Source organism: Fodinibius halophilus (assembly GCF_011059105.1).
Taxonomy (GTDB): domain Bacteria; phylum Bacteroidota; class Rhodothermia; order Balneolales; family Balneolaceae; genus Fodinibius; species Fodinibius halophilus.
The window spans coordinates 46,303-64,688 of the sequence record NZ_JAALLS010000007.1; the positions used below are offsets into that span (position 1 = coordinate 46,303).

General features: G+C 42.2%; 22 protein-coding genes. 14 read left to right on the plus strand and 8 right to left on the minus strand.

The genetic code is table 11. The features are described from left to right. Positions 1-2: 2 nt before the first annotated feature. Positions 3-1,109 carry an aromatic ring-hydroxylating oxygenase subunit alpha gene (locus G3569_RS06850; RefSeq protein ID WP_165267424.1) on the plus strand — a complete coding sequence of 369 codons (1,107 nt, stop codon included), beginning with the start codon at positions 3-5 and terminating at the stop codon, positions 1,107-1,109. On the opposite strand, the gene G3569_RS06855 is transcribed toward G3569_RS06850, so the two are convergent. Then, positions 1,091-1,432, minus strand: coding sequence for a gamma-butyrobetaine hydroxylase family protein (locus G3569_RS06855; protein ID WP_165267426.1), 342 nt, complete (start codon positions 1,430-1,432; stop codon positions 1,091-1,093). The two genes, G3569_RS06850 and G3569_RS06855, sit on opposite strands and share 19 nt — an antisense overlap. Positions 1,433-1,517: 85 nt before the next feature. On the opposite strand from G3569_RS06855, the gene G3569_RS06860 reads away from it, so the two are divergent. Next, on the plus strand, positions 1,518-2,219 hold the full coding sequence (locus G3569_RS06860) for a DUF5673 domain-containing protein (RefSeq protein WP_165267428.1): 702 nt from the start codon (positions 1,518-1,520) through the stop codon (positions 2,217-2,219). A gap of 2 nt (positions 2,220-2,221) precedes the next feature. On the opposite strand, the gene G3569_RS06865 is transcribed toward G3569_RS06860, so the two are convergent. Continuing rightward, positions 2,222-2,641 (minus strand): CoA-binding protein, encoded by a 420-nt coding sequence (locus tag G3569_RS06865; protein WP_165267430.1) that lies wholly within the window; start codon positions 2,639-2,641, stop codon positions 2,222-2,224. 105 nt (positions 2,642-2,746) lie between these two features. Here G3569_RS06865 and G3569_RS06870 point away from each other — a divergent pair, with 105 nt between their 5' ends. Then, entirely contained in the window at positions 2,747-3,841 is a 1,095-nt protein-coding gene (locus tag G3569_RS06870) for a DUF2914 domain-containing protein (protein ID WP_165267432.1), read from the plus strand. Between the two features lie 76 nt (positions 3,842-3,917). After that, on the plus strand, positions 3,918-4,355 hold the full coding sequence (locus G3569_RS06875) for an FKBP-type peptidyl-prolyl cis-trans isomerase (RefSeq protein WP_165267434.1): 438 nt from the start codon (positions 3,918-3,920) through the stop codon (positions 4,353-4,355). A gap of 61 nt (positions 4,356-4,416) precedes the next feature. Here the strand turns inward: G3569_RS06875 and G3569_RS06880 are convergent, their stop codons facing one another. After that, positions 4,417-5,043: an O-methyltransferase gene (locus G3569_RS06880; RefSeq protein WP_165267436.1), complete on the minus strand. Its 627-nt coding sequence runs from the start codon at positions 5,041-5,043 to the stop codon at positions 4,417-4,419. A gap of 88 nt (positions 5,044-5,131) precedes the next feature. Between G3569_RS06880 and G3569_RS06885 the strand changes: the two genes are divergently transcribed. Beyond that, positions 5,132-5,794 (plus strand): lysophospholipid acyltransferase family protein, encoded by a 663-nt coding sequence (locus G3569_RS06885; RefSeq protein ID WP_165267438.1) that lies wholly within the window; start codon positions 5,132-5,134, stop codon positions 5,792-5,794. 2 nt (positions 5,795-5,796) lie between these two features. Here the strand turns inward: G3569_RS06885 and G3569_RS06890 are convergent, their stop codons facing one another. Continuing rightward, positions 5,797-6,882 carry a hypothetical protein gene (locus G3569_RS06890; protein WP_165267440.1) on the minus strand — a complete coding sequence of 362 codons (1,086 nt, stop codon included), beginning with the start codon at positions 6,880-6,882 and terminating at the stop codon, positions 5,797-5,799. Positions 6,883-6,983: 101 nt separating this feature from the next. Here G3569_RS06890 and G3569_RS06895 point away from each other — a divergent pair, with 101 nt between their 5' ends. The 7 genes from G3569_RS06895 to G3569_RS06925 all read left to right on the plus strand — a co-directional run bounded on the left by G3569_RS06895 (position 6,984) and on the right by G3569_RS06925 (position 13,408). After that, a complete protein-coding gene (locus tag G3569_RS06895) occupies positions 6,984-8,150 on the plus strand; it encodes a glycosyltransferase family 2 protein (protein ID WP_165267442.1) in 1,167 nt (388 codons plus the stop codon). Positions 8,151-8,221: 71 nt separating this feature from the next. Beyond that, complete coding sequence (locus tag G3569_RS06900; RefSeq protein ID WP_165267444.1) at positions 8,222-9,145, plus strand: tyrosine recombinase XerC; 924 nt, start codon at positions 8,222-8,224, stop codon at positions 9,143-9,145. Positions 9,146-9,159: 14 nt separating this feature from the next. Further along, the gene (gene hpf, locus G3569_RS06905) at positions 9,160-9,459 is read left to right on the plus strand and encodes a ribosome hibernation-promoting factor, HPF/YfiA family (RefSeq protein WP_165267446.1); all 300 of its coding nucleotides are present in this window, start codon (positions 9,160-9,162) and stop codon (positions 9,457-9,459) included. 6 nt (positions 9,460-9,465) lie between these two features. Then, on the plus strand, positions 9,466-10,494 hold the full coding sequence (hprK, locus tag G3569_RS06910) for an HPr(Ser) kinase/phosphatase (RefSeq protein ID WP_165267448.1): 1,029 nt from the start codon (positions 9,466-9,468) through the stop codon (positions 10,492-10,494). A gap of 120 nt (positions 10,495-10,614) precedes the next feature. After that, positions 10,615-11,589 carry a M23 family metallopeptidase gene (locus tag G3569_RS06915; protein WP_165267450.1) on the plus strand — a complete coding sequence of 325 codons (975 nt, stop codon included), beginning with the start codon at positions 10,615-10,617 and terminating at the stop codon, positions 11,587-11,589. A 133-nt stretch (positions 11,590-11,722) separates the two neighbouring features. Then, positions 11,723-13,120: a M28 family metallopeptidase gene (locus G3569_RS06920; protein ID WP_165267452.1), complete on the plus strand. Its 1,398-nt coding sequence runs from the start codon at positions 11,723-11,725 to the stop codon at positions 13,118-13,120. Positions 13,121-13,147: 27 nt separating this feature from the next. Further along, the gene (locus tag G3569_RS06925; protein WP_205720064.1) at positions 13,148-13,408 is read left to right on the plus strand and encodes a cupin domain-containing protein; all 261 of its coding nucleotides are present in this window, start codon (positions 13,148-13,150) and stop codon (positions 13,406-13,408) included. A 486-nt stretch (positions 13,409-13,894) separates the two neighbouring features. Here the strand turns inward: G3569_RS06925 and G3569_RS06930 are convergent, their stop codons facing one another. Beyond that, a complete protein-coding gene (locus tag G3569_RS06930; RefSeq protein ID WP_165267454.1) occupies positions 13,895-14,581 on the minus strand; it encodes a TrmH family RNA methyltransferase in 687 nt (228 codons plus the stop codon). Positions 14,582-14,672: 91 nt separating this feature from the next. Between G3569_RS06930 and G3569_RS06935 the strand changes: the two genes are divergently transcribed. After that, complete coding sequence (locus G3569_RS06935) at positions 14,673-15,116, plus strand: CBS domain-containing protein (RefSeq protein ID WP_165267456.1); 444 nt, start codon at positions 14,673-14,675, stop codon at positions 15,114-15,116. Positions 15,117-15,126: 10 nt separating this feature from the next. Here G3569_RS06935 and G3569_RS06940 read toward each other — a convergent pair whose 3' ends face one another. From G3569_RS06940 to G3569_RS06950, 3 genes are all read right to left on the minus strand, one after another. After that, a complete protein-coding gene (locus tag G3569_RS06940) occupies positions 15,127-15,804 on the minus strand; it encodes a response regulator transcription factor (RefSeq protein WP_165267458.1) in 678 nt (225 codons plus the stop codon). Between the two features lie 97 nt (positions 15,805-15,901). Further along, positions 15,902-16,603, minus strand: coding sequence for an alpha/beta hydrolase (locus tag G3569_RS06945; protein WP_165267460.1), 702 nt, complete (start codon positions 16,601-16,603; stop codon positions 15,902-15,904). Positions 16,604-16,783: 180 nt separating this feature from the next. Beyond that, a complete protein-coding gene (locus G3569_RS06950; protein ID WP_165267462.1) occupies positions 16,784-16,936 on the minus strand; it encodes a hypothetical protein in 153 nt (50 codons plus the stop codon). Positions 16,937-17,318: 382 nt separating this feature from the next. Between G3569_RS06950 and bioB the strand changes: the two genes are divergently transcribed. Continuing rightward, positions 17,319-18,323 (plus strand): biotin synthase BioB, encoded by a 1,005-nt coding sequence (gene bioB / locus G3569_RS06955; protein WP_165267464.1) that lies wholly within the window; start codon positions 17,319-17,321, stop codon positions 18,321-18,323. Positions 18,324-18,386: the final 63 nt, after the last annotated feature.

The window sequence follows — 18,386 nt, forward strand, 5'->3', positions numbered from 1 at the left end:
CTATGGACACCCAAAATCTGCCGAATATCACATCCGAAAACCTCCAGCAAAAGCCGATCGAATGTGCCGAAACTATTCCATCGAGCTGGTATCATTCTGATGAGATATTGGAATTTGAAAAGGAGACCATTTTCTCGAACTGCTGGCAACTGGCTTGCCATACGTCAGAACTCCCCCAAGCCGGAGATATGCACACGCTGGAGGTGGCAGATAATCCCCTGTTACTGGTTCGGAATCAAGAGCAACAGATCAATGCCTTTTATAACGTCTGTAAACATCGGGGCGGGCCGGTGGCCGTCAAAAAGGGAACCACCTCGGTATTGCAGTGTCAATATCACGGGTGGACCTACCTGCTCGATGGCTCACTACGGGGCGTTCCCCACTTTCGTAAGGTTGAGCTCTTTGACAAAAAGGATTTTGGACTGCAACCGGTAAAGCTCGACCAATGGCAGGGACTGCAGTTCATATCCCTGGATGATGAAATTAAGCCCATAGGTCACTTTCTTGACGGCATTGCAGATACCATTGCCCCTGTCGACTTATCAGAATTTCAGTTCGTTGAATCCCAATCCTATACCATCAACTGCAACTGGAAAGTTTATGTCGATAACTTCCTGGAAGGATACCACATTCCCATTGTCCACCCCGAACTGGCAAAACTACTCGACTATGGCGAATATAAAACCGACACTGCCGACTGGTATTCGCTACAACACAGTCCATTTAAGAATAAAGGAGATGATAATGTATACCAGACCTCCGATGGGCAAGCCTACTACTATTTCATCTTTCCCAACATCATGCTAAATATTCTGCCCGGTCGCCTGCAAACAAATGTCATACGTCCTATCACCCCTACCCAAACTGAAGTCATATTCAATTTCTACTACCTGGACCCGGATAATAAACAGCTTATCAAAGACGATATGGAGTACAGCCATAACATCCAGGTTGAAGATATCGAGATTTGCGAGTTGGTACAGAAGGGGCTCAAATCAAATGCCTACGATAAAGGGCGGTTTTCAGTACAGAGAGAAAAAGGAGTGTATCATTTTCAATCACTTTTAAAGCAAGAGTTCGCAAAAAGCATTCACTCCTGCTCGGGATAACACTCTTGGCAGGGACACATATCGCGCAGCGTATCCCATTGATACATCCCGTTGTTATGCCCGTCATTCCAAAATATTTTTATCGCGTGATTGCCAATCTGCTCAATATTTTCGATCTCAAAATGCTGGGTAGGCTCTACAAAGAACAACTCCATATCAAACGTATTCATATTGCCATGTCCTCCTCGACACATCACGCAGGGACAATTTTTCCGCAGCCCAAACAACGAGTACTCCGAATGATGGCCGTCCGACCAATCGATCTCCAAAATCTGCTCACTATTAGAAACTTCAATTCCTGTAGGTGTAATATCGTTATCCATAATCTTCTTTTGTTATATTAGGTGCAAAGGTAAAGCGATACCGCCATGGAATCCAATCATATTATTAATTTATCGATCGAACCTTATGTACCTACTTATAACAGTTTTAGGGGTGGGGATTATACTTTCTTTTGTGATGGGCTACAAACGTATCATATTACTTAGCCACCTCAATAAGCACCGAGTTGTTGCCGGCTTTGTATCTGCCCTGGCGCTGTTCAGCCTCCTTTCCACAGCACAGTGGTTACAGCTCATTAGTAAACAGCTTGCTATCCAAACTACCATGCTGCTCTACTGCCTCATTGCAGGTTTCTTCCTGGGCTTTGCCACAAAGATGCTGCAATTGCGCAAACAGGCAAAAAATGAGGAATACATTCATCGATCATTCTGGACCCAAACAGCCCCCTCCCTAATTGCCCTCGCCATAATATTATTTGGCCTCTCACGCACAGGTCTGCTTTGGTTGGGCCCCTACACCGGCATTGGCATTACATCCGGCCTCTCCCTTATCGGTTTTGGTTGCTGGGGCTTTACCATTAACGTCGTTCCCGAATTTCGCCGAAAGGGCATTCTCATTTTAGATCAATATGTTCCCTGGCCAAAAGTAGTGTCTCACAGCTGGGTATCAGAACAAGTGCTATGCATCGAATATTATAACACTGCTGATGAGCTTACCGACTTTACAACCTATATTCCCGTCGAAGACCGCTATACCATAGAACAGTTACTAACAAAAAAACTCAAAGAGCATCAGGAAGAACGCAAAAAAATGGTGACAGAGAATTAGCATCATGCTACCAACTTGCCATGTTGTACCATAATGCACTCATTCTCAACATACTTTAAGCCCGCATTCTCAGCCAATAACTTCGCCTCCGGAGAAGAGACCGAAAGCTGGGTCCAAATGAGTGGTTTTTGCCCTGATTGCTGCGACCAATCAATAACATCCTGAACCATTTCAGCCGTATATTCAGAATCTCTGAAAATATCCACCACATCTACAGCTTTGTCACTGGGTACCTCCTCCATCGAATCATAACACTTTTGACCCATGATCTCGTCATAGTTCGGGTTCACCGGAATAATGTCAATACCATTCTCTTTTAAATAGTTCGCAATATGATAGCTCGTCCGATATTTATTAGCCGAGCAACCAAGAATTACTACTGTGTTTATATTCTCGAGTTCCTTCTTAATATCAAGATTCATAGCAATGCTCTTTGAGTTTTAACTATTAGATCATTTATTAATTACGGGATTTGAATGATTTCAATTATCATTGGCAAACAAAGTAATAGTATATGAATATAATAAATGGTTTCTACAACTAAACAGTTCATTCGCAGACATAAGAAATATGCTCCACTGGTATTCTTTATCGGAGGATTTATTTGGGACAGCCTCACCTTGGGTCGTATTGACGGTTGGTACAGCAATACCATTTTAACAACCTACCTCATCAGCCTAACAGCTTGCTTGTACATCTTTAACCTGGCCGATGACAACCGTTGGGAAGGCACGTTCTTAGAATCCTACCAAGAGTATGTGCCCTTGGCAATACAGTTCTTTTTAGGGGGACTTACCAGTGCCTACGTTATTTTCTTTTTCCAAAGTGTCTCTTTCTCTAAGGCGATGGTATTCTTTTTAATCCTGGTAGTTCTTTTACTCTCAAATGAACTACTCAAACATCGCATATCGAACAAGTACCTGCAATTTGGCGCCTATTTCTTTGTCAACTTTACGTTTTTCACCTTTTTCACTCCCGTTATTCTCGGGGCCATGAATACCTTCCTTTTTATTATTTCAGGGCTAATAAGTCTTACCTCAACCTTATTTTTTATCCGGTATATTTATAAGACAAGCCCCTCCACAAGAAAAGAAATAACAGCTTGGAAAATCACCGCACTCATTATTTGTATCTATGCTGCTATCAACGGCTGCTATTATTTCAATTTAATTCCACCGGTTCCCCTTTCTCTGCAGAACGGTATGGTAGCATATAATGTGGAAAAGGATAACGGCACATTTCTTGTTTCTTACGAACAAACTGCCTTCTATGAAGTCTTTAAAACCTACGACCGAACCTTCAATTACGCTCCCGATGATTCTGTTTTTGTCTTTACTTCTATATTTGCACCCACAAATTTAAAGAAGTCGGTGGAACATGAATGGCGGTGGTATGCCCCCTCAAAAGAACAGTGGAATACGACCGATCGTATCACATATAACGTCTTAGGAGGCCGAGAAGGTGGTTTTAGAGGGTATACGTATAAAAGTAATATCTGGCCCGGCAAATGGCGCGTAAACGTAACTACCGGCGAGGGAATGGTTTTAGGCAAAATTGACTTTACTATAATAACAGACTCAACCTTTGACAAGAGCCAATTGAGACAACGTAAATTCAACTAGTTTTCGGGTCTCAATTCTCCTGAAAAAGCGTTATATTGACAGAAATTCATGACAATCAAAAACAAACCAAAGTATTTTGTCTAAAGTAAAAGACGGTGACACCGTAAAAGTGCACTACACAGGAACGTTAACGGAAGAAGGAACAGTTTTCGATAGTTCCGAAGATCGCGAACCATTAGAATTCACTCTGGGAGAAGGACAATTGATTCCCGGTTTTGAACAGGCTGTTATCGGCATGGAAGTTGGCGACGATACAACCGTAGAAATTGACTCTGAAGATGCCTACGGTCAGCGCCGTGAAGATCTGGAACTGGAAGTTTCAAAATCTGATCTTCCGGACAACATCGATCCACAAGTAGGTATGCAACTTCAAATGCAACAGCAGGAGAATGGCCAGGCTATCCCGGTTCAAATTACTGCCGTTGAAGATGAACTTGTTAAGCTTGATGCTAACCATCCATTAGCTGGTAAAGACTTAACTTTCGAAATTGAGCTTGTTGAAAAAGTGGACTAATTCCACTCAAGCTTATTACTGATTTTCAAAGCCTGAATTCGACTCGTTCGGATTCGGGCTTTTACTTTTTACGAACGACCGTAACCCCATCACGTACGGTAAGCATCAGCTGTTCTACCGATTTATCATCTCTGATCATCTTGCTGAGACGATCTATAGCTGTGGCTTTTTCACTCTCTCGGGCTATCACCTCTCCTCCCCACAAAACATTATCAATCACCAATAACCCACCCGCAGCTAATCGCGGTAATATCATCTCATAATAGTTGGGATAGTTAATTTTATCAGCATCCAGAAAAACAAAATCAAATGACCCGCTGATTGTGGGAATAGTATCCAGCGCCTTCCCCATCAACAACGATATCTTGTGACCATCTTTACTCTTTTCAAAAAAAGTGCGTGCAATATTTTCATAACGCTTATTGTATTCACAGGTGAACAGTTCACCATTATCGGGCAGTGCTTCGGCCATCGTCAAAGCTGAATAACCGGTAAAGGTACCGACCTCCAATACACGGCGCGCTCCAGATACCTTTATCAAAATCGCTAACAACCGACCAACCTGCCGACCGCTGAGCATATCAGTATGTTCCAAATCTTCCTCGGAAGCGCGAATGAGTTCCTGGATTATAGGCGAATCTTCACTCGTATGTTCAATGGCGTACCGTTCTACAGCCTGTAAATCCATAAATACAAAAACTATCTTATTTATAACTGGCAACTCTGATTAAGCCTAAAGATATTCAGGACAGAAATGCTCAACAAATATTTTACCATTGGATTTTATACCTGCAAAAGAGTCGCCGCTTTTTATCAAAGGATTTCGACTGTACACCTGGCTACTTTTTAAGCGCCGTTTTAAAAAGGTTTGGCTTAAGCAGGAATATCAGCCCTGTGCCAACTGTAAAACAGTCTACTATCTAAACCACCACTCTTGGTGGGATGGACTCATCCCCTTCTTACTTAATGAATTCCGGTTCCACCAGCAGGCCCGGGCCATTATGGAAGACAAACAGATGAGGCAATACTCTTTATTCCAAAAAATTGGAGCCTTTTCAATCAATAGAGACGACCCCAGAAAAGCGCTTCCATCCCTTCGGTATGCCGTACAATCATTTGAGCGAGAACAGGCAAGCCTCTTTATTTATCCCGAAGGGACCATCACCCCCGCGGGTAGCTCCATGAATTTTGAAGGAGGACTCTCCTGGCTGTACAAACGGCTGGCCGAAGTAGACTTTGTTCCCGTAGGCATCCATATGCATACCATCCGCCACGATAAACCGGAGCTCCATTTACACGTCGGTCGACCGGTGAGAATAAAAGAAAATACCTCCGGTGATGAACAAACCGACCAGTTTGAAAAAACATTGGACAACCTGCTTGAAGAGCTGCGCGCAACAGCTGGATTTGATGATTCAGAATTCGAACAGTTTGTATAATACTACCACGTCCACCGGTATAATCGCTTAGAACGTTGCACCCAATGCGGTTTTTCTTTTTTATATCGAATTCGCATATCCACAAAAGGCCAAAAAATACGACTATAAATACGGTTGGGATAAATATACTCGCAAATTCCCTGCTTTTTTTCTACAATTTCCTCATCCGCCAAACGTAAAAAAGCATCACTTTGATAGCGCTGATAAAAGGGACCATTATCCAATACCCTGCTATGCTGTACCTGCACCTCCCCTCGCTCCGACCGCAGCCCGACCTTTCGGGCAGCTTTGAGGCCAAACAGCGTCCATCCTTTATCGGCTAATGATACCTCATCAAAAGTTTCGATAACAGTACTATTGTCATCGCTAAGGAGCCACGCACAATGCCGTTCGCCTTCATGATGGTTCATTACATAGTATACCAAGGTCGCATAATCGAAATGGATACGCCCCCAATACCAATCAATAAACTCATTACACATTGGTTCGTTACCGTTATTATGATCGTGGTATCCCCTGCCCTCAAATACAATCTGCCGCTCTTCTTCTCCCGGCTCTGATATGTTTAGATTTGCTTTACAATGAGCCCGGGGCTGAACTAAATTCCACATATGTCCTTGTTCATCATCGGACCTCTCAGAAAATAAATCAGATTCTGAATATTGACTTTCAAACTTCACGGTACCGTCAAGCTGGTCACCGGAAGCCAACGTTTCAGCTAGCGTTATCTCATAAACAAGGGTATCCTCCTCTTGGTGAGATTCCATGTAGTGTGCCCCCATCTGAATATGAGGATGCTCTTCACTGAAGCTGCAGTCTGCTTCATCAAATTCCGTAAAACTATAATATATCGGTTTCCCCTCCTCATAGATAGAAATACTGATAGCCGGGTAAGCCGAAGGGAGCGGTTCTTTGCTATCACCAAGGGCCCTGTTATAACGGGTCGAAAAGGGATTTCCCTCATAAAAGATAATTACAAAACCATATTTTTCATCATGTGACAGTCCGTCAAAATACCACCACTCATACCCACCCGAACGCCGGGGGGTATGTCGTGCATCTTTGTTAAAATCCGATAATACATTCATAAAACTTGCTCATTAAATCAGATGAAACTATAGCTGCAACTCTTCGGGTTATAGCCTACCACACAGTTTGATCTTTTTCTCTACAATCCTACATTAAAGCAATGACCATACTGTTCTACATAGCGTTGGGATACCTGCTTGTTACAACTGGTATATTATATTTAAACAGGATCGATTTTTCCGTCCTGCCTCCTGTACCTCATCACTATTTTGACCAACAAGCTCCGAAGGTAAGCATCTGTATCCCGGCTCGCAATGAAGCAAACTCTATTGAGCGATGTGTGCGTTCCGCTGTTGACCAACAATATCCCAACTTCGAGGTTTTTGTACTCGATGACAACTCCACCGACGAAACTCCTATGATTCTTGAAAGACTTGCCCATGAGTTTCCCGAAACCCTTTCCATTATATCCGGCCAGCCTAAACCTGCCAACTGGCTGGGTAAATCATGGGCCTGTCAGCAGCTTGCTGATGAAACCATCGGAGATATCATTATCTTTATTGATGCCGACACCTGGATAGAGCCCGAAGCTACAACCAAAGTGGTCCGCGCAATGGGCCGCGACGTAGTTGATTTCATCACCTTATGGCCCAAACAAAAACTTGGTACCTTCTGGGAAAAAACTGTTATCCCCCTTGTATACTGGGGACTGCTAACCCACCTTCCCAGTCGCTATGTATACCGTCATCCTAAATGGCTACCTTCTTTTTTAAAGGATAAGCTGAATCCCGTCTTTGCTGCTGCCTGCGGTCAATTTATGGCCTTTAAAAGAGATACATATCACAATATCGGGGGGCATCGGTCTGTAAAAAACGAAGTAGTTGAAGACGTAGCACTTGCGAAAGAGATAAAACGAAACGGATATTCAATGAAAATGTATCATGGTGCATATACTGTTGGCTGTCGAATGTACCAATCGGCAGAGGAACTGTGGCAAGGGTTTCGAAAAAACTTCTTAGCAGGTTTTGGAAATAATATTTTCCTCTTTATTGGAATGGCGCTTCTGCAGTTTATAACCTTCATACTCCCCACCATAGCGCTCCCTTTTTTACTCTTCTTTGGAACGACAAAGCTAATAGTACTGTGTTTAATTATACTCTCACTCACCGTGTTACAGCGGTGGATCGTAGACCAATGGTTTAACTGGAATTATCTTTATGGCTTGCTCCATCCTTTAGCAGTGAGTTGGTTTCAGCTACTCGGTTTCCGGGTACTCTCAGATTACTTTGAAAATAGTTCGGCACAGTGGAAAGGGCGAGACCTATGACCGTCTGACCCAATAAAATTGACACAAGTTCCTGTTTATTTTTACCGTCAAAGTATCCATATTGAAGGCAGATGAAGAAAGCGATTGATAAATATCTACGCTATTTAAAAATCGAGCGAAATGCCTCGCCACATACCATCACTTCGTATAAAAACGACCTAACACAATTTCTCAACTTTTGTGGTGTTCATTTTGAGGCAGCCCCCGAACAATTATCTCCGGACCAAGTCGAACGAATTACCATTCGTCTCTGGCTGGGAGAACTCTCCGAACGGGGACTGGCAAAAAGTTCTATTGCTCGTAAAGTAGCAGCCATACGATCATTTTTTAAATACTGCTTTAAGCGTGGAATAGTACTACAAAATCCTGCCCACCTGTTGGTAGTGCCTAAAAAAGATACGCCACTGCCCAAAACAGCCAGTGCAGAAGATATTGACCGTATGATGGAACTGGCAGAAGGTGATACCCCACGATCTGCTCAAAATAGAGCATTACTGGAACTTCTTTATGGAACGGGACTCCGCCTCAGCGAGTTGGTAAACCTTGATATCAAAGATATCAATATGAAATTAAACCAGCTTAAAGTACTGGGTAAGGGAGCTAAACAGCGAATTGTACCTTTTGGTAAGCAGGCCAAAAAATGGCTTGTAAAGCATCTCAATACAAAAGATGAACTCTATGGAGAACGTACCGATGGAGATGCACGCCGGGCCGTATTCATTGCAGCAAGCGGACAACGAATGTATGACCGGGCTGTACAACGCATTGTTAAGGATTTTTTACAGCGGGCCAGTGAAGTAACGCAAAAGAGCCCGCATGTGCTGCGCCACAGTTTTGCTACACATCTGCTCGATCAAGGAGCAGATATCAGAGTGATAAAAGAACTGTTGGGCCACGCCAATTTAGCAGCAACACAAGTTTACACACATACTTCAGTTGAAAGACTGAAGAACGTATATAAACAAGCTCATCCACGAGCTGAAAATCAAAGTTAATTTAGGAGGTTTTTATGAAAACAACATTCACAGCCAGACATTTTGATCCGAGTTCTGACCTGCATACTTATGCAGAAGATTCCGTACAAAAACTGGATCAGTTTTATGACCGTATCCTAACCTGTGATATCATCCTGGAGCCGGTTCCGGATGATGATAATCCCCAGCAGGCTGAGCTGAATGTTAAAGTGCCTCAGAAGCTGTTGAACGCTAAAGAACAGGCACCATCTTATGAGCAGGCCATTAATATGGTCATCGACAATATTTCTCGCCAGCTTAAAAAGTACAAACAAAAAACTTTACACCAACGATAATTAATTATGCCTTTCGGTGATAACGAAACTATTCCTAAAACTGAAAAGATAAGCGTATCATACCTTATCGAACGGCTTAGTGAGCGGGTTCAGGTAACACTGAATACCATTATTGCCGAAAGTGATACTGACCAACGTTTTGTGACCGAGGCGGAACTCCACCGTCCCGGTCTGGCGTTGGCCGGATATGTTAAACTATTTACCCATCAACGTATACAGGTTATCGGGAACACAGAAAACCGGTACATCCATAACCTCTCTAAGGAGGAACAAATAGAAGCATTTCGTAACCTGACGCAGTTTAAAATTCCTGTTCTATTTCTTACCCACGGCAATACCTTGCCCAACTACCTTATAGAGATTGCTAAAGAAGCGAATATTCCCATTTACGGCACGCCTGTAGAAACCACGCGCTTTATGCATCTTGTCAGGGATTTTCTGGAAGACCAATTTGCCCTGCAGACAATGGTACACGGTTCAATGGTAGATGTATATGGAATTGGAATTCTTATTGCCGGAAAGTCAGGTATCGGGAAAAGTGAAGTCGCTCTTGACCTGGTCGAACGCGGACACCGCCTGGTGGCAGATGATGTGGTCATTCTTACAAAAAAGAATAACGTACTCATGACCTCAGCTACCGAAATGAATAAGCATTTTATCGAAATTCGAGGACTGGGTATTATAGACATAATGTCGATGTTTGGTGTCCGGGCCATTCGTTATCAAAAACGTCTGGAAGTCGTACTCGAACTTTCACTTTGGGATGAATCAAAAGATATTGAACGAACGGGCTTAAACAGGGATACCGTATCTATTATGGGGGTCGAAATCCCTATGATAAACTTACCTATTACTCCCGGAAAAAATATTACAGTCATTGCCGAGGTTATTGCCATGAATTACTTATTGCGACACTATGGATATGACGCGGCTGAAGCTTTTCAGGATAAAGTTAAAACCCATATTGCCGAAAAAGATCACCCCGGAGCAATGCCCAAACGGGCAATCGAGTACTTTGAAGGCGATATTGAATAGTTTCTACCTCAGTTTTCGAAAATTTAGAATATTTACGTACTTTTTAGCTGTTTTGTAACAAATGGCTCGTACTGTTCTCTTGTATGTAAATCGGGATCAGTTTGAATAAAAATATCATATATGGCTCTCAACAATTATTACTACTACGACGAACAAAACTGTGACTTTGTTCCCGTCGAGTACAATAGTTTAGAACGTATTGTTTACACGGCTTGCGTTTGGATACTTTGTGGGGTGGTGCTGGCAGGAATTGGAATCTCTATCCTCTCCTTTTCTGTAGGTACACCAGCAGAAATTGCGCTAAAAGCTGAAAATCAGGAATTAATCAATCAGCTGCAGAAAACAAAAAGCACGATCAAAAATCTTGACCAAGAGGTCGACCAACTTGCCAAAGCTGATAACGAGATGTATCGATCAGTGTTGGGAATGGATAAAATATCCTACGACGAACGACAAGCCGGTGCAGGTGGTGCTGATGTCTATTCTGAATTTGATGTTTATAGCCAAAAGACGTCTGAAATTCTAAAATGGACCGCTGAAAACCTGGAAAGCCTGGAGCGCAGCATTAATATCCAAAAGCTCAGCTTTAAAGAGATCAAACAGTATTACAATAAAAACCAGAAAAAGCTCAAACATATGCCGGCCATTAAGCCCACTAAAGGTATTGTATTGAGTGGCTTTGGTATGCGTATGCACCCAATACTGGGATATCGTACTCCCCATGAGGGACTTGATTTCAGAGCTAATATTGGTACCGAAATTGTCGCTACCGGTGACGGTACGGTAAAGTATGCCGGACTCAAAGGTACATACGGCCGATTAATCATTATTGATCATAGTTACGGTTATGAAAGCTACTATGCCCATCTCTCCTCTTTTGCAAAAGGAATTGAACCTGGCAGTAAAGTAAAAAGAGGTGATTTGATTGGATTTTCCGGCGAAACAGGACGGGTTGAAGGGCCACACCTTCATTATGAAGTCCATAAAAAAGACGGCCCCGTTGACCCGCTCAGCTATATCTTTGCAGATACCACTCCAGAAGAATATATGATGTATAAAGATATTGTCGAGAATAATCACAAGTCAATGGACTAAGGGCTTATTGAAAAACTGATATTTAAAAAGGCTGCTCTAAAAGGCAGCCTTTTTTATTTTTGGATGATTCTGTTTTAAGTATCAAATTTGCTACCTATGCAACGAATACCCTTTTAACAAAAAGCTACCCACCATGCGATCTTACACTAAAACTGTTCTGCTATTATCCATATTTATCTTGGGTTTAATGATCTCGGCAAACGCTCAAGAAGAGTCAGAAATAGTTGATGTCAGCTCTTATCAGGATGAAGCCCAAAAAATTATTGACGCTGCACTCGCTGATGAGGAAGCCTTTCAAAAACTCACCTATTTTGTTGATAAATACGGGCATCGCCTGAGTGGATCGGAAACCCTTGAAAATTCTATCGACTGGATTCTCAAAGAGATGCAGGAGCAACCTTTTGACAACGTCACTTCACAAAAAGTGATGGTTCCCCACTGGGTGCGCGACGAAGAGTCAGCTACCCTTGTTTCGCCATACAAAAGAGACTTGCCCATGCTGGGACTCGGTGGTAGTGTTGGAACTCTGGAAAACGGCGTTGAGGCGGAAGTATTGGTGGTAGAAAACTTTAAGGATCTCAAAAAGAAGGCAGAACAAGCTAAAGGTAAAATCATCGTCTACAATGTTCCTTTCACCAGCTATGGCGAAACGGTACAATATCGATATCGCGGTGCAGTAGAAGCAGCAAAAGTCGGTGCTGTTGCAAGTCTTATCCGTTCGGTAACGCCCTTTTCAATGCAAACACCTCACACCGGTAATTCAGCCTATGAAGAGGGGATCAAAAAAATACCTCAAGCTGCTATTACTGTAGAGCATGCTAAACTTCTCCATCGCCTGCAAAAAATGGGCAAATCTATTAAAATACACCTCTCAATGGATGCCAAAATACTACCGGATGCCCCCTCCCGAAATATTATTGCTGAAATAAAAGGATCAGAAAAACCCGAAGAGATTGTGGTACTGGGTGGTCATATCGATGCATGGGATGTAGGACAAGGAGCCATGGACGATGCCGGAGGATGTTTTGCCGCCTGGGAAGCCGTAATGCTGATGAAAGAACTTGGTCTCAAACCCAAACGAACCATTCGGGTAGTGATGTGGACCAACGAAGAAAATGGACTGCGCGGCGCAACAGCTTATCGGGATATGGTAAAAGAAAATGGCAACCTAAAAAATCATGTTTTAGCCATTGAATCTGACGGCGGGGTCTTTGAACCACGAGGCTTTGGTTTTGGCGGCACGGATAAAGGCTATGAGATCGTTTCTAAGATTGGAACGTTGCTAGTACCCATTGGTGCTGATACCGTAAACCGTGGTGGCGGAGGGGCCGATATAGGCCCAATCATGCGCGAAGGAGTACCGGGCATGGGACTTCTTGTTGATCACTCCCGCTATTTCTGGTACCACCACACCGCCGCAGACACTATCGACAAACTGGATGAGGAAGAATATCAAAAATGTATAGCCACGATGGCAATCATGGCATACGTAGCAGCCGACCTGCCCCAACGTATCCCATTCGGAAATTAAATAAACGGTACTTTTGAAATGGAAACTATGAAAGTAGTTAGTAAAGAAGTTTCTGAACACTATAACTGGGGAGACCATTGTGATGGATGGCATTTACTCAAAAATCCTCAGCTCAGTATCATTCAAGAACAGATGCCTCCCGATACGAAAGAAGTAAAACATTATCACGTTGAATCTGAACAATTTTTCTTTGTACTCTCTGGTAAAATTGCCATCGAAATAAACGACAAAGTACATACACTCAACACAGAAGTAGGAATGCATATTCCTGCACAACAAGCCCATTAGGTTAAGAATATCTTTGATAAAGCCACAGAGTCTTTAGTAGTATCAATGCCTCCGAGCCACAGTGATCGTATATCTGTATCTTAGATTAGCTGAAGCACTCTGGAGGTTTTCATTTACTTATATTGGTTGCTGGGATGCCAAAGCTTAGAGAATACGGGTGATTAAAGGTGCATTAATTTCAGGAAGTGCAAATTCCTTCTGGCCTTGCCTATGTTAGCTAACTGCCGTTAATCTGATTTGATACTCCTCATCATTGGTATTTCTCGGAGTGACAAAGTGGGAAATAGAGATCAGAGACTCTGGATTTGAGTAGTGAAAAATGAGATTGTGGGGGCATATTGAGGGGAATTACCAGGAAGTAAATTAAATTATCCAGCCTCCAGCAGGATGCAGGTGGCAAAGTTGTTGGTCTTGAAAATTCAACACGCAGCATTCGAGATAGCGTTGTTTTGCTGCGTAACCACTCAATCACTAAAAAGGTTTCTTCTATTTCCCTCGCTCTTCAAAAAAGCGTTCTTCCAGTTTTTTAGGCGCTCGCACCGACTTTCGCACCCAATCTAACTGAAGTTCCAGCTTTTCCTCTTCAGTTAACGACCAGTTTTGATCTCCTTTGCGAAGTCGGGTAGTAACATCATATAAACAGAGTGCTGCTCCTACCGAAATATTGAAACTCTCGCTAAATCCGTGCATGGGAATTTTAGCATATCCGTCTGCCTCTTCCATAGCATAATCAGAAAGACCGGTAAGTTCTGCTCCAAAGACAAGTGCAGTAGGTTTGTCAAGTGGCACCTCATCGATGGTGACATCATCATGATGAGGCGTTGTGGCAATAACCTGGTACCCCTGCTCTCTTAGCGACTGAAAACAACGTTCGGTATTATTTTGTCCTTCTTTACTGTACTGGTGATAAGAGATCCACTTATCCGCACCAATGGTTACGCCCTTATTAGGATCGAACTCATTCTTATTTTCAATAATATGCACATCCTGAATTCCAAAACCATCGCAACTACGCAATACTGCGCTGGCATTATGAGGCTGATAAATATCTTCCAGAACAACAGTGAGATAACGAGTACGAGAACTCAGTACCTCATTTATTTTTGTCCACCGATCTTCGGTGATAAACTCTTTAAGATAGTTAAGTAATTGTAATTTAAGTGACTTATCCATAAAATTATAAATACAAATGTTTTAGTCCTAAAGATGTGGTATACTACTTTATTGGTAGTTGTCTCATCTTTTAAATCAAAAAGGAGGTCTTATGCTTGTCAGTGATATCTTAAAAAATAAGGGTAGAGAAGTTTATTCCATAGATCCCAATCAAACAGTATATGAAGCTATTGCCACTATGGATGAGCTTGATATAGGAGCATTAGTTGTATTAGACGGTGATTCATTAGATGGAATATTGAGTGAACGTGACTACAGGAGCAAAGTCATTTTAAAAGGCAGAAGTTCCAAAAGCACAAAAGTGCACGAAATCATGACCTCGGATGTCTATTATGTGACTCCTTCCGACTCTGTACAACGGTGTATGGGAATCATGACCGAAGAGAAAATACGTCACCTGCCGGTAATGGAACAAGATACGGTTGCCGGTGTAATCTCAATTGGGGACCTTGTTAAGAGTATAATCTCTAAACAGAAAAGTGAAATCAGCAATTTGAGACATTATATACAGGGACAAGGCTCCTACCCGGGATAAGCTGCCCTAACTAGTTCTCGCAACGGATTATAAATCCTTTTTTACGGACGGTATCAATATACTCATTTTCGGAATGGTTACGGATCTTCTTTCGCAGGTAACTGATATACACATTAATGTAATTGGTCTGGGTATCGAAATGGATATCCCATACATTTTCTGCGATCTCTTCCTGGGTAACGATTTTATTCTTCTTTTTTAGCAGGTAGACCAGCAGGTTATATTCGTTATTTGTAAGATCAACTTTTGTACCATTAACGTGAAAGGTACGTTCCAGCATATTTACCTTGAGCTCGCCACATTCTAAGATGCGATCACCGTTAGATTCTGTGCTTCGACGACTAATAGCTTCGATACGCGCCATAAGCTCTTCGGTATCAAAAGGCTTGGTAATATAGTCATCAGCTCCTACGCGCAGGCACTTAATTTTTACATCCGTCTCCTGTTCGGCAGACAATATTAGTACGGGGGTAGTAATTTGGTTATCCCGCATACTTTTACAAAGATCAAAGCCATCACCGTCAGGCAGACCTAAATCCAATATAATAATGTCATATGAATCTTCTGATGCATGCTTTTCACCATTAGCAGCGGTTTCTGCGACATCAACTGTATGTTCATTTTTCTCCAGTACTGCTTTCACCAGCGCACGAACTGAAGGATCGTCCTCGATAACTAATACATTCATAGTAAGAGTATCTTCCTTCCCTGATTTAATCCCGTTGTTAGAATTAACTGATTATAACTAACTAAGTATAAATATGCTAAGTTTTAGACTATAATTTTTAAATATACTTCTGATAACCTAAATCGAGCATCCATTCTTTTATTTCTTGTAAAAATAAACTACTCAAAGCATGTGACTCTTCCAACTCCTTAAATGTTACATTAGCACCCCATTCGGAAAGCTGACTACAACACTTTTTCTGAGGGGCACTTTTAACACTCCCATCTTTTGTACCATGCAATGCCAACACATTCATATGGTCAAAGTGATGCTTCTTATCCTCAAATAGTTCTGTCTTAATCCGTGCCCCTACAATAATCAAATCTTGAATATTTTTCCACCTTGAAAGCCCAAAATACCCGGCCAGATATCCTCCCATGGAGTATCCCAATACCGTAACATGGCTCGGAGATAATTGATCGCTAACTTTTTCAATATGATCTTGTACAAACTCAGAGGCAGCCTCCAGGGAACGGACAAACTGGTCCTGATTACCATCATACAGATACCAGGCTCTCCCCCACTCTTCTACGGCTTTCTTTCGACTTCGATCATAAATGGGATAAGGAGCCTGAACAAATAAGTGATAAGCTTCAATATCCAAAAGCTCCTCAACTAATCCCTGAAACATCTGTATATTTTGTTTAAACCCGTGCAAATATACAATCAGAGGCTTCTCATCCGATTTTCCTGTCTCTATTAATTTATAGGGTACGTCTATTTGAAAAGTAGATTTCCCCGAACTCAAAATCTCTGGCATAGCACTAATTTATATCTATAAATTCGTTGATATCTCCGTAATCTCCCATAATAACCAGCCAATATTTTTTGTGTATTGTTATTAATGGGTTACGCACTCCGAGTATTTGATTTTCTTGCTGATGCACCCTTAAATGGGACCTCATTTTCTTAATTCTGCTTAATCCTCAACAACTTTACATTATAACGCTGTTGTATTTTGAAGATCGTTGAGTGTATTACCATCCATAGCTTCCGGTGCTTGGATCCCATAAATAGCAATATCTTTACTGAGCTCAAAGGAATTATTCACTGACCAGATGGATACGCTGTACTGCCATCTGTGCTTTCTCATCTTTCCTTTTAGGGAAAAATAATTTCATCAAGTAAAATGGACTCTCACCTCTCCTGCGATAACCGAGCTTAAAGAGATTCCTTTCGGACCAATATTAGCGATCCAAAGGCTTCTATAATGCCGGGGATAACACTATCAATAGTAAAAACAGCCTAATCGGTTGCAAAAAAAGTCGATATCAGCAAACATGATAACCTCTACCACCTCACTTTTAATAACCTTTAGTTTTACAAGGATATATATGGCTCTATTAAAGAGCTTCATCAAATAAAAAATGAATACCTAAAAAGAATAAAATTCAATCAATTTTCTATTGGGATTTACGATTCATCCCTATTAGTTTTGGACAAATTGAATTGCAGATTGAAGAAAACTGACATTTATGGCTGATGTAAGAACCGATTGGAGTAAAGAAGAAATTTCTGAGATTTACCACACCCCACTGATGGAACTTGTCTATCGCGCCGCAACGGTACATCGAGAACATCAGGAGACAGGAGAAGTACAAGTATGCACCCTGCTCTCTATAAAAACGGGCGGTTGCCCCGAAGACTGCGCCTATTGTCCACAGTCGGCTCACCACGACACTGATGTAGAAGCTGAAAAGATGCTGGACAGTGCGGATATCCTTTCGGCCGCAAAACGAGCAAAAGAAGCAGGCAGTACACGATTCTGTATGGGAGCTGCCTGGCGATGTGGACGTGAAACCAAAGATTTTGATCAAGTACTCGAAATGGTGAGCGAGATTACTGATATGGACATGGAAGTATGCTGTACCCTGGGTATGCTTTCGGATGAACAAGCAGCCAAGCTCAAAGAAGCCGGTCTTTATGCTTACAACCATAACCTTGACAGCAGCGAGGACTTTTATAATCGTATTATCTCAACTCGTAAATATCAGGATCGACTGGATACCATAGAGACAGTTCGGGAAAATGATATCAGTGTTTGCTCCGGGGGTATCATTGGAATGGGCGAAACGGATGAAGACCGCATAGAGCTTATTCACAATCTTTCTACGATGCCCGAACATCCGGAATCGGTTCCCGTTAATGCACTTATTGCTGTGGAAGGAACACCCCTTGAAGACCAGCCGAAAGTGCCTTGGTACGATATGGCCCGCATGATTGCTACAGCACGCATTACAATGCCCGATTCTATGGTACGCCTGTCAGCAGGCCGTGTAGATATGAGTATGGAGGAACAGGCTCTCTGCTTTATGGCCGGTGCCAATTCAATATTTACAGGAGAAAAACTGCTTACTACGGATAACAACGAGCTGGAAGAGGACAAAAAGATGTTTGATATCCTCGGCTTACAGCCGCGAGAAGCTTTTAAAGAGGCCAAGGAGAAACATATGCCCGAAAAAGTTGAAGCAGCTGAATAAATATTCTCTAGCTTTACTTAAAAAAGCTGCGGGGCTCTGCCCGGCAGCTTTTTTTATTTTAGA